The organism is Sphaerotilus uruguayifluvii (assembly GCF_013294065.1).
GTDB classification, from domain to species: Bacteria; Pseudomonadota; Gammaproteobacteria; order Burkholderiales; family Burkholderiaceae_C; genus Sphaerotilus; species Sphaerotilus uruguayifluvii.
Genome location: NZ_JABSNM010000002.1, coordinates 49,059 through 59,537, shown reverse-complemented (window position 1 = coordinate 59,537; position 10,479 = coordinate 49,059). Strand labels below are relative to the sequence as shown.

Annotated in this window: 13 protein-coding genes; all 13 read right to left on the bottom strand. The window is 70.9% G+C overall.

The genetic code is table 11. The annotated features are described in order from the left end of the window. Positions 1–20: 20 nt before the first annotated feature. The 13 genes from HNQ01_RS02570 to HNQ01_RS02510 all read right to left on the bottom strand — a co-directional run bounded on the left by HNQ01_RS02570 (position 21) and on the right by HNQ01_RS02510 (position 10,067). The gene (locus HNQ01_RS02570) at positions 21–2,294 is read right to left on the bottom strand and encodes a hypothetical protein (RefSeq protein WP_173803773.1); all 2,274 of its coding nucleotides are present in this window, start codon (positions 2,292–2,294) and stop codon (positions 21–23) included. 69 nt (positions 2,295–2,363) lie between these two features. Further along, positions 2,364–2,651: a DUF1799 domain-containing protein gene (locus tag HNQ01_RS02565; RefSeq protein ID WP_173804062.1), complete on the bottom strand. Its 288-nt coding sequence runs from the start codon at positions 2,649–2,651 to the stop codon at positions 2,364–2,366. 77 nt (positions 2,652–2,728) lie between these two features. After that, on the bottom strand, positions 2,729–3,079 hold the full coding sequence (locus HNQ01_RS02560) for a phage tail assembly chaperone (RefSeq protein ID WP_173803772.1): 351 nt from the start codon (positions 3,077–3,079) through the stop codon (positions 2,729–2,731). Between the two features lie 64 nt (positions 3,080–3,143). After that, positions 3,144–4,421, bottom strand: coding sequence for a hypothetical protein (locus tag HNQ01_RS02555; RefSeq protein WP_173803771.1), 1,278 nt, complete (start codon positions 4,419–4,421; stop codon positions 3,144–3,146). Between the two features lie 59 nt (positions 4,422–4,480). Beyond that, on the bottom strand, positions 4,481–5,452 hold the full coding sequence (locus HNQ01_RS02550; protein WP_173803770.1) for a phage tail tube protein: 972 nt from the start codon (positions 5,450–5,452) through the stop codon (positions 4,481–4,483). Positions 5,453–5,467: 15 nt separating this feature from the next. Beyond that, positions 5,468–5,722: a hypothetical protein gene (locus tag HNQ01_RS02545; protein WP_173803769.1), complete on the bottom strand. Its 255-nt coding sequence runs from the start codon at positions 5,720–5,722 to the stop codon at positions 5,468–5,470. 11 nt (positions 5,723–5,733) lie between these two features. Further along, complete coding sequence (locus HNQ01_RS02540) at positions 5,734–6,165, bottom strand: phage tail terminator protein (protein ID WP_173803768.1); 432 nt, start codon at positions 6,163–6,165, stop codon at positions 5,734–5,736. Positions 6,166–6,168: 3 nt separating this feature from the next. Further along, the gene (locus HNQ01_RS02535; RefSeq protein WP_173803767.1) at positions 6,169–6,618 is read right to left on the bottom strand and encodes a gp436 family protein; all 450 of its coding nucleotides are present in this window, start codon (positions 6,616–6,618) and stop codon (positions 6,169–6,171) included. Continuing rightward, positions 6,619–7,299 (bottom strand): hypothetical protein, encoded by a 681-nt coding sequence (locus tag HNQ01_RS02530; protein ID WP_173803766.1) that lies wholly within the window; start codon positions 7,297–7,299, stop codon positions 6,619–6,621. Position 7,300: 1 nt separating this feature from the next. Then, on the bottom strand, positions 7,301–7,519 hold the full coding sequence (locus tag HNQ01_RS02525; protein WP_173803765.1) for a hypothetical protein: 219 nt from the start codon (positions 7,517–7,519) through the stop codon (positions 7,301–7,303). 2 nt (positions 7,520–7,521) lie between these two features. Then, complete coding sequence (locus HNQ01_RS02520) at positions 7,522–8,475, bottom strand: major capsid protein (protein WP_173803764.1); 954 nt, start codon at positions 8,473–8,475, stop codon at positions 7,522–7,524. A gap of 31 nt (positions 8,476–8,506) precedes the next feature. Continuing rightward, positions 8,507–8,881 carry a capsid cement protein gene (locus HNQ01_RS02515; RefSeq protein WP_173803763.1) on the bottom strand — a complete coding sequence of 125 codons (375 nt, stop codon included), beginning with the start codon at positions 8,879–8,881 and terminating at the stop codon, positions 8,507–8,509. A gap of 34 nt (positions 8,882–8,915) precedes the next feature. After that, positions 8,916–10,067: a peptidase gene (locus HNQ01_RS02510; RefSeq protein ID WP_173803762.1), complete on the bottom strand. Its 1,152-nt coding sequence runs from the start codon at positions 10,065–10,067 to the stop codon at positions 8,916–8,918. Between the last annotated feature and the right edge of the window lie 412 nt (positions 10,068–10,479).

Sequence of the window (10,479 nt, the reverse complement as noted above, 5' to 3'; positions counted from 1 at the left end):
AGCGCACGCTCCTGAGCCGCCTACCGCTCCAGCGTCTGCAAACGCTGCTGGCCGGCCTCGATGATGCCGTCACGGGTCTGGAGTTTCTCGCCCGTCTTCTCGAGACCCTTGGCACTGGTACCGGCAGCCAGGTTGATGTCGCCGGGCTTGGGGGTGGGGTTGGCGCGGGCGATGGACGCCTCGCCGCGTGCCACGGCTCCCGTCAGCGCGAAAATGCGCTCCTTGGCCTTGTCGACGGCTGCCTTGTCTTCGGTGGTGTCGCGGTCGTAGATACCGCGAGGGCGATTCAGCTTAGCCAGCGCCTCGTCATATTCATCCTTGGCAGCCTCCAGTGCGGACTGAGCCTTACCCAGGTCACGCTGGCTGGCCACGCCCCCAGCCTTGACCGTGGCCTCCATGCGGTCGATGGCGACCTTCGACGCGCCAGCCTCGCCCATGCGCTCGGCCTCGGCGCGGGCCGACGCCATTTTCCCGATGATGATGGTGAATGCGGTGATGGCGATGCCCACCCATCCGCCCAACGCATTGAAGACACCGCCCATGGCCCGCAGCGCCATGGACGAGGCATTCGTGGCCCGGGTCAGCCGCTCCTGGCCCTGCTCCAGCGCCGCGGTCTGCTGGGCGTGCTGCTGGCGCAGCGGCAGCACCTGGGTCTCGATCGCGTGCAGGCGCTGCATGCCGGTGAGCTGGGCCGCCGAGGCTTCCGCCGTGCGCAGCTTCGCGGCGGTCAGCGCCTGTTCGGTCATCAGCGCCTGCACCTTGGCGCGCTGCTCGGCCAGCACGGCGGCGAGCTGCGCACGGCTGCTCATCACAGCCTTGTCGTCGGCCTCGGCCGCCAGCAAGGCCTGCACGGCGGCGAGCCGACTGGCGTCGGCGCTTGCCATCTTGGCGGTGGTGGCAGCGGCGAACTGGCTGGCCACCGTGCCGACCTTGATCGCCGCATAGGCCGCAGCGATGCCCATGATCGCACCGCCATACTGCTGGGCCACGCCAACGGCAGAGGTCATGACGCTGATGGTGGCCGCGATGCCTTCGCCGACGCCGGCCAGTACATTGCGAGCGCCGCCCGTGTCGAGTGCGGCGCTGATCTGCTGGACGGCATCCTTGGCCGCATCCACCGCCGGCGCCATCGCCTGGGCGCTGGCCTGCGTCACCTCCTCCTGGAGGCCCTCCATGGCGCCGCGCAGCGTGGTCTTGTAGCGGTCGGCGGACTCGCTGAAACCGCTCATGCGCTGCATGACGAAGCCGAACAGCCCCTCCGCCGAGGCCTTGGCCTTGGCGATGTCGGCGTCGGTGATGCCCAGCATCGTCGCGATCGAGGAGGCGGCAGTGATGTCGCCGCCCCCGATGATGTCGCGCAGCTCCTGCTTGATCTGGGCGCCTGCCAGGCCCTGCGTCTTGACCGCATTGACGCCAACGACCACCGCCTTCTCGACCTGCTCGATGGTCATGCCGGCGGCCAGTGCCGGGCCAACCATGGCCTGGAAGGTGTCGATCAGCTCGCCCGAGCTGGAGGCGGTCTCGGCGGCAGCCTTCTGCAGGCGCCGAATGGAGCCCTCGGCCAGCTGCATCGACTGGTCGAAGGCGATGGCCTTGCCATCCACCTCGAGGATGCTCGAGAAGACCCCAGCCATGCCGAGCTGCGACACCTCGACATCCATGGCGAACTTGATGCCGTCCTTCGGGATCTTGCCGATCGCATCGAACGCCTGGTTCGCAGCCGCCGTGACGGCGCCGAAGGCCAGCGCGCCGCCGGCGATCTCGCGCAGCGACACGGCGGTGGTGCGCGCCGCGCGCTCGGTGCCGGCGATGGCCGTGGTGGCGCGCTCGGCGCCGGCGGCGGTCTGCTGCATCGCCTGGCCGCCAGCCTGCCCGGCCTGGGCTGCCGTGGACACGAAGCGGCCCGTCTCGTCGCGCATGCGGCCTGTGGCCTGGGCCACGGCCTGCGCGGCGGTGGCGGTCTGCTGCAGCGCCTGCCCACCCTGGGCCGCGCCCTGCGCCAGGCTGCGGCCGATCGTGTCGCCGGCAGCGGCGGTCTGCTGCAGCGCCTGGGCGGCGGTGGCGGCCACGCCCGCAGTCTGGCGCAGGCCCTGGGTCGCGGTCGCCGCGCCCTGCTGGACGCCGGGCCCGAGGCGCCGGGCCGCGTCGGTGATGCCGTCGAGCGCGCCGGAGGCGTTGCGCCCGCCATCGACGATCTGCCGGCCCATGCCCGCGACACCCTGCCCCGCCTGCGCGGCGGCGGCCAGGAACTGGCTGTTGTCGATGAGCAGCCGGAAGCGCAGGTCGCGGGCCATGGTGTCGGGTCTCGTGCGTGGGTGATGTTGTTCGGGGTCGTCGTGGACGGGGTCGGTCTCGGTCGTCGCTCAGTTGTCGCTCTCGCGCTGCTCGACGAACCACTGCAGCGCGGCGCCCTCCATCACCTGCAGCTGCCACCACAGGCCGCGCAGCTCGCGGGGCCGGATGCCGGCGACCTCCCTGGCCACCAGTGGCACCACCGCGTAGTCCAGCCCGATCGGGCCGGCCGGCCCCATGCGCCACTGCGTGATGCAGGCGATGAAGAGGCGCACCGCTCGCTCGTTCTCGAGCCAGACCTCGGTGCCGTCGTCCTCGACCTGCGCCTCGGCGTCGTCTTCGTCGTCGCCCCAGGAGATGCCGAGGACATCGAGGGAGCGCTGGTAGTCGGCCGCGGCCTGCTCGGGTGGGTCGAGCCGGTTGCGCGCGACCGCCCTCAGTTTTTTACGCGGCTCTCGGTCAGCACGCGGGTGTAGCCCCGGAACAGTTCGCCAGCCGAGGCGGGGTAGCGGTCGAGCAGCTCGTCGAGCGCCTCGACGCTATAGACCACCGGCGCGCCGGCATCGTCCTCCAGGCCGTCCCAGCCGATGACGACCGGCGCGAGGATCTGCGTCATCGTGCGCTTGCCGCTGGAGGCGTCGGCGATCGCGGTGTCGCGCCAGGTGTCATGCGCCTTGGCGGTCTGGTAGGCGAACCGGACCTTGAGGCTTCCGAGCTGCTCGGAGCCCGGGACGGTGATCTCGACGTTGCCGGCGACGTGGGCCGGCGTGATGAGCTTGAGGGCCATGTGCGGGATCGGTCTTTCGTGTCGGGCCCGACCGGATCATGCGACCCGGCCGGGTTCTTCGTCATCAGACGGTGGCGCTGGCGACGGCGGCGTCGTAGGCGGCCTGGGCGTCGGCCGCGGCCTTGATCTTCGCGCCCTCCACCGCGGCGGCAGCAGCGGCCCGCTCGATCGCGGCCGTCACGTCCAGGTCGCCCTGGTCGGCGGCGGCGCTGGCCTGGCCGATCTGGCCCTGCAGCGTGGCCAGGCTGTTGGTCGCGGCAGTGAGGGCCTGCTCGGCCTGGGTCAGCAGGTCGCGCTTGTCTTGCAGCGCGGCCTCGGCCGCCGAGACGGCCGCCGGGTCGCCGCCCGCCTGGGCGTTGGCCAGTTCGCCCTCGGCCGTGGTCACGGCAGTCTGGGCGGCGGCGCGCTCCTGGGTCTTGGCGTCGACCAGGTCACGGGCATCGGTGAGCTGCGTCTCGGCGCTGGCGACCAGGTCGGTGTAGGCGGCGCGCAGGCGCGCGGCATCGGCCTCGGCGGTGACCACGGCGGCGTCGGCCTGCTCGCGGGCGACGGTGGCGGCGATCTTCTCGGCCAGCGCGGCATCCAGCGCCGCACGGGCCAGCGCGACCGGATCGGCCGCCGGCTGCAGGCCGATCGTGCCGTCGGTGTTCAGGTCGGGCGTGAGCAGCACCGGCGCCGGGCCGGCGGCGATGAACTTCGGCGTGATGTCGAACAGCACCAGGTCGCGGCGCACCTCCTCCAGCCACAGCTTGGTGCTGCCCGCAAAGCGGTAGACGTTGAACAGCACCTTCTGGACGGCCGGCAGACCCAGGAAGTCCTCGGTGGTGTAGTCGTAGCGCAGACGCTCGGGCGTGCCGGCCACATCATCGGCGGGGATCTCGACGATGTTGGCCGACAGGATCGAGACGCGGCCGTCGGTGAATCCCATCTTGACGACCGTGGCCACGCCGTGGACCGGTTTGAGGCGCTCGATGCTCGCCGGGTCCGGCTGGTCCTTCAGGGCCTTGACGATGCTGTTGAGGCGGAAACCGTCGAGCGCACCGCCGGACAGCAGCTCCTGGAAGGTGGGCTGCGTCAGCACGCGCAGCAGCGCATCTTCCAGCTGGGCCAGCTCGGCGTCGCCCAGCGACTCGGCGAGCAGGCGCACGCGGGCGACCTCGGCGTTGATCGCCGCGACCTCGGCGGTGAAGTCGCTGACGATCTTGGCGTCGGCGTTCGTGCGCGCCGCCTCTTCGGCGGCCACGAGCTGGCGGGCGCGCTGGTCGAGCAGCTCGGCGATGTTGAACACCGATTCGCCGGTGAAGACGGTGGGCTGGAGGTCGTAGGACTTGATGGTGGACACGTGAGGCTCCGGTGTGGGCAGGGCGGTGAAAGGGGTGGGTGACGGCGTCAGGGCTGGCGTCAGAGGTTGGCCAGGCGCATCCAGTCGCCGGCGCCGTCGACGCTGTCGCGCGGCTCCAGGATGAGCTTGCTGATGAGCATCGGGCCCTCTTCGACGTCTTCGATGTCGGCGATGACGCAGCGGGGGTGGTAGACGACGATCTTCTGGCCGGCGGCCGTGCCGTGCACGAAGCCCAGGCCGAGCATGGTGCCGGCCTTCATGTCCGTGACGAACTGGGCGTGCTGGGCCGGGGTCAGATCGACGACCAGCTCCACCTTGGGCTTGAAGTCGTAGATGTCGACGGTCTCGCGGGCCGCAAGCTGCAGGATCTGCACATCCTGGCCGCAGTCCAGGCTGTAGCTCTTGAAGTCGAACGTGGTGCCGCCGGCCAGCACGCCCGCGGTGTACGTCACGGCACCCAGCGAGACCTTGCTGGTGTTGATCGGGCCGACGGCCAGGCCGCGCTTCCAGGGCGTGAAGGTCTTGGTGCCGATCGAGCCGGCCGCCACGCTGGTGACCAGGCCCTTCGCGCTCGCCTCGAGGCTGGCGATCTCGCCGACGGCAAAAGCCAGCTTCAGGGCAGCCATCAGGTAGAAGTAGCGCTCCAGGCGGCCGTTCTGCTCGGCGAAGATGGTCGCCGACTTGAACGCGCTGGCCGCCGGCGTGTACTCGACCCGGCTGGTGGCGACGACCGTCTCGGCGAAGCCCCCCATCTGCATGATCTTGCCCCAGGCCGGGGCCGTTCCCGCGGTGCCGGAGCCGGCCAGCTCGACGCCGAAAGACAGGTCGGCGGTGTGGCTGAAGGGCAGCTTGTCGTCGTTGCCCATCACGCCGGTGATCACGTCGCGTGTAGAGGTCGAGACATTGCTCTTGATCTTCAGGCCCTTCGCTCGGATGGCGACCGCGTTGGCGGCGGCGGTGGGCGTGACGGCGGTGCCGTTGGTGGCTTCCAGGTCGAGCAGGAGGCCCGACTTCTTCTTGCTTCCAGCCATGTGAGGCTCCTTGGGTTACTTGGTGGCGGGCTTCGCTGCGGTGGCCTGTGCGGCAACCGACGCAGGGGCGGCTTCGGTGGCCGGCACCGCAGCCGGCGCGGGCGGTTCCGCCGGCTGCCAGGCCAGGCCTGCGGCGCGCGCGGTGGCCGCGTCGCGGGGCTGCAGGGCGCCGTCAGCCGTGATCTGCCAGGAGCCGCCGGTGGGCGGGTTGGGGGTGACGACCTTGCCGTCGGGCAGGCGCAGGGGTTCGATGCGGGTCGGTTGGGCCATGGGAGTGGTCCTCATGCGAGGTTGAGGTTCGTGGCCTGGTGGCGGTATTCATCCGACCACCACAGTCGGCCATCGGCGAAGCGCAGCACGCGGCCGCTGCTGTAGGCGATCGGGTCGCCCGTGCTCTCGTCCGGCGCCCAGCCGAGCAGCGCCATGGCGACGGCGCTGCGGCGCGAGGCCAGCTCGCTGGCGGCAGCCTCGCCGGTGGCGTCCGCCCGGTTGGCGACGCACAGCACGATGGCGAAGTGCCGCATGACGTGCTGCAAGTGGTAGCTGGCCAGGTACGGATCGTCGGCGCGGTCGGCCAGCGGCATGACGAACGCCGACGGCGTGACCGGCGCCGAGCTGATGGCAGCGTCCAGCTCGGCCGCGCCGCCGATCTGGCGGAACGTGCCGGCCGGGCACCACTGGCGCAGGCGGGTGATGACGGGGGTCAGGTCCATGGGTCAGAGCCTCCCGAATCGGGCGAGCAGGTCAGCGGTGAAGACGCGCTGCGGGGCGCGCACCTGCACGCCGCCACCCGCCGAGCCAGCCGCCGGCGCGGTGCCGCCGCCGTCGGTCGCAGCCAGCGGCAGCAGACGGGCACCGGAGCGGATCTCGGCCAGCACCTTCAGCGCATCCTCGTAGTCGTCGCGGATGCGCTGGGTGGCGGCCTCGTCGTGCAGGTGGTAGCGGGCGATGGCACAGGCCAGACGCACCAGCAGCGGCGGCACGCTGGCCACCGGCAGCGCGTAGCGCCCGGCGATCGAGCTGTCGATCTCGGCGGCAGCATCCGCCAGCGCCTGGTCGATCACGGCCGAGTCGATCACCTGGCCGGCGGTGCGGTCGGAGCGCTGGGCCAGCTCGTCCTCGCCGTAGCGGGCGAGGAGGTCGGAGAGGGTGGCGTACAGGCTCATTCATGCCACCTGCAGGGCCAGTCCGACGCGTGCCGACGGGCCGATCGACATGGCGACATGGCATCGAATCCGCATGAATCGGGCCTGCAGCCTCGCACCTCGTGACGGATAGATAGCGTTCTCCTGTCCGATGAAGTAGGACTCGGACTTGCCATCGAGCTGACCACATGGAAAAAACCCGCCGGCATGGCTGCTGGATGCCGAGATCTCCATCAGTCCGACACTGCCGGCAGACATGTCGGACACAGTCGCAATGGCGATCGGGTACTGGTGCCACGTCGGGCCGCCGTCGAACAGAACGTCAACCACCGCGGCTGCACGAGCGCGCACGGATGCCGTCGAGTAGCCCGCCCCTGCGCTCAGGACCGTGAATGACACCACCACCCCCGATGCATTGGTGTTGGCCTGGACACGCGCACCAGCACCATCGCCGACCACCTCGACCTCGAACCGCGTCGAGGCCGGGTATCCGCTGCCTCCGTTGGCGGGCGCAGCGACCGAAGTGATGGCGCCGCCGGCCATCGTCACCGCGCCCGCGACAAGCCCACTGCCGGACCGTGCGCCACCGATCGCCCCGCGCAGTGATCCGGAGATCCAGCCCGCGCGATCACCTCCCGGTTGCACCGGGTCGGCATCGGCCATCAGCAGCCGGGTGGGTGGACGCCAGACGATCGGCTGCATCTCAGGCCCCAGCGGCCACCGCGTCGGCCGATGGATCGGCGGCGGCCCGGCGCACGGCTCGGGTCGGCTGCTGCGGTGGCACGGGTTCGACCGGCGGCGTGCTCGGATCAGCTTCGGCCAGACCCTGCTCGATCAGCGATTCGTCCCCCTCGAAGGCGTCGCCGGGCTGAGCCGTGCCGCCGTCGTGCTTGATGGGGTAATGGGCGATCAGGCGGGCCATGATCAGCGCACACCCTTGATCAGGAAGCCGGAGGCGATGCCCGACAGCACCGGGGCGCGCTCGAACGTCACGCCGTAGATCCAGCTCTTGGACTGCTGCTCCCAGTACGGCGACTCGACCAACGGATGACCGTTCAGCGTGTAGGTGTAGCCGTAGCTCGGCTGGGCCAGGTCCATGGCGTTGCCGGCAAAGCCCTTGGGCACGTAGGCCAGGACCACATCGTCGCCCCAGATGTCGCGGCTGGAGCCACCGACGAATTCGATGGCACTGCCCACGACCACTTCGTCGACGTTGAACAGGATCGCCAGGGCCTCGCGGGTGACCTGCGCCGGCTCCACGGGCTTGCCGCCTTGCATGACCCGGGCCAGCACGTTCGGGTTGTTGCGGGCTGCGTTGAAGGCCGTGGCCGACATCGTCACCAGGTTCGGGTACAGGCCGCACTTGCGCCGGATGACCTCGCGGCCGCTGTCGATGTCGGCGATCGGGTTGCCGGTGCTGGCCGACCACTTCGCGCCGCCGGACAGGGCCAGCACGCTGTCACCCTCGTAGTTCGAGGCCGTGGTCGCCAGGCGCGCCTGATCGCACTCCTGGGTGAGCAGGAGCGAGCGCATCACCGTCGCGACCGCACCGCGGCCGAGATCGATGCCCGGCACGACCGAGGCATCCTGAGCGATCTCGCGCGGCACCGGGGCTTCCAGGGCATCCTGGTAAAGCGCGAACGGCTTGCCAGCGTAGCCCCACTCGATGCGCGCGGTGCGCGCGCCCGGGGCGCGACGCGACGCATAGCGCTGGAAGGATTCCTTGCCGAACTCGAGGATCTGGCCACCGCGCGCCGTGACCGGCACGCGCGGGAACAGGCGGTGACCGACAAACTCGGCCTGGCCGTAGCCCTGGGCCAGCGTGGTCAGGATCGGATCGACGACCCGGGCGGACGAAGGGTTGAGCGGTGCGGGCATGGGTGAGACTCCAGATGCAGGGTGCGAACGGTCAGGGCGTGAGCAGCACTTCGATCAGCTCGCCGGCGGCGGTGGCCGCCTCCAGGGCGACGCCGGCCGTCTTGGCCGTGCCGGACTGCGCGACGGCGCGGCCCTGCGCATCGCTGGCCACTTCGGCGCCCGCCGTGATGGCGCCACCGGCCTCCACGACGGCCGTGCCCAGGGCGATGCCGTCGAAGGCTTCGCCAAGCAGCGCCGGACGGCCGGACACGGCCAGCGCCTTGACGCCTGCCGTCGCGACGGGCGCGGCGCCAGGCATGCCGGGCAGCAGGCTCGGCGCGCCGGACAGCGCCACGAAGCGCGCATAGGGGACGGTGGCCATCGCGAGCAGCGACAGCGCCATGACGGGACGAGACTGGGCGGACATGCCGGGCTCCTTGAGGATGGATTCGGCGGGCCGGTCAGGCCGCGCCGGCGAGAACGGCGTCGAGCGCCGCTTCGTAACTGGTGCGATGGCGGGCCTGGTAGGCCACCACCTTGCCGTGCAGGGCGAGCGAGCCCTGATCGACGACGGTGCCGACCGGCGCGGCGAAGTCGACGGTGCCCGGCGTGCCCACGGCGCGCGCACCGGTGGCCACCTCGCCGAACTCGACCGACTGCGGCAGCTTGGCCAGCACGCCGCGCACGGCGGCGGCCAGCGGCTGGCGGGCCTCGCCCTCGCCGAACTCGATCGGCTGCTCACCCGAGCCCAAGGCGTCGAGGGCGGCGACGATCACCGGCTGGTGCGCGACAGCCAGGCGCCCCTCGCTGCCGAGCTGCTCGGCGAAGGCGACGTTCTCGGCATGCAGCGCGGCGCGGCGCAGCTCGGCCTGGCTGCGGCGCAGGGCCTCGGCGTCGGCCTTGAGGCGGGCGTTCTCGGCCTGGAGGGCGGCGATCTGTTCGGGGGTCATGGTGGGTTCCTCGGCGAATGCGGGGGCGGGGTCGGTGGCTGCGGGGGACAACTCGGCGCGCAGTTCGTCCTGTGCGGATTGCTCCAGCGACTGGACGAGATAGCCCGGCACGACCTGGTCGGCCTCCTCGCGGCCGAACTTGGCGAGCAGCCAGTCGCGCAGCGAGCGCCACAGGCCAGCGTTGTTGGTGTCATCCCAGGCCGCGAACTCGATGACGCCGGTCTCGCCGTCGGCGAACTCGGGCGTGCGCAGGCCCTTCACGGCCGGCGGCTGGGCACCCAGGAACCCGACGTGGCGCAGGTAGTACACGCCCGGCTTGGGATTGGCGGGGGCGTCCGGGGCGTAGAAGCTCGCGGACACGCGCTTGAAGCGACCGGCCGAGACCATCTCTGCGAAGGCCGGGTCAACCTGGTGCGGATCGGCGTCGATGCCGCCGGCGGGATTGACGCTCAGCGCGCGCACCCAGCCGTAGGCCGGCGCATCATGCCGAGGGTGGCCGACGACGATCGGCGCTTCGGACAGCGCGGGGTCGTAGGCGGCGACGGTCGCGGCCAGATCGGCCTCGGTGAAGTCGAGCGTCTGGCCCGCCATGGCGGTGTGCCGACCGGGACGGAAGATCTCGATCGGGCGCGGTGCTGCGGCAGGGGCGTGCGGGCTGGGCATGCCGCCACTGTGCGCGCCAAGTCAGTTTCAAGTCAGGAATCGGGGCCTAGTCGAAAACAGGCTCTCTGAGGCGTTTTCACGCCCTCAGGCCACCCCGCATCATCCAAAAAAAATTAACGCGGCACAGGCCGTTTTAACGCGGCTCCTGCGCCTTCCGGTCGGGCACGGGGGCGCCGCATGGCCGGATGTCGCTGTCATGGCACCCATCGGGGGGTGGGTGGTTCGCGAAAACAGGACACACGTACCCGGGAGGCAAACAGCGCCGCGTCGAACTGCAGCTCCCGTGTGGCCGGGCACGACTGCATGGCATCACGCGAGATCTGGCCCGCGGTCAGGGCGCCACAGCCCGCCAGGGGTGCGCAGATCAGCGCCACGAGCAGCGGCCATGCGAGACAGGCGCTGCGCATGCTTG

Coding starts and splice junctions, on each gene's coding strand:
- HNQ01_RS02535 (WP_173803767.1), bottom strand. CDS start 6,618: ATGAGCCTGTACGCCACCCTCTCCGACCTCCTCGCCCGCTACGGCGAG.
- HNQ01_RS02510 (WP_173803762.1), bottom strand. CDS start 10,067: ATGCCCAGCCCGCACGCCCCTGCCGCAGCACCGCGCCCGATCGAGATC.
- HNQ01_RS02525 (WP_173803765.1), bottom strand. CDS start 7,519: ATGGCCCGCCTGATCGCCCATTACCCCATCAAGCACGACGGCGGCACG.
- HNQ01_RS02520 (WP_173803764.1), bottom strand. CDS start 8,475: ATGCCCGCACCGCTCAACCCTTCGTCCGCCCGGGTCGTCGATCCGATC.
- HNQ01_RS02570 (WP_173803773.1), bottom strand. CDS start 2,294: ATGGCCCGCGACCTGCGCTTCCGGCTGCTCATCGACAACAGCCAGTTC.
- HNQ01_RS02550 (WP_173803770.1), bottom strand. CDS start 5,452: ATGGCTGGAAGCAAGAAGAAGTCGGGCCTCCTGCTCGACCTGGAAGCC.
- HNQ01_RS02515 (WP_173803763.1), bottom strand. CDS start 8,881: ATGTCCGCCCAGTCTCGTCCCGTCATGGCGCTGTCGCTGCTCGCGATG.
- HNQ01_RS02560 (WP_173803772.1), bottom strand. CDS start 3,079: ATGGCCCTCAAGCTCATCACGCCGGCCCACGTCGCCGGCAACGTCGAG.
- HNQ01_RS02540 (WP_173803768.1), bottom strand. CDS start 6,165: ATGGACCTGACCCCCGTCATCACCCGCCTGCGCCAGTGGTGCCCGGCC.
- HNQ01_RS02545 (WP_173803769.1), bottom strand. CDS start 5,722: ATGGCCCAACCGACCCGCATCGAACCCCTGCGCCTGCCCGACGGCAAG.
- HNQ01_RS02530 (WP_173803766.1), bottom strand. CDS start 7,299: ATGCAGCCGATCGTCTGGCGTCCACCCACCCGGCTGCTGATGGCCGAT.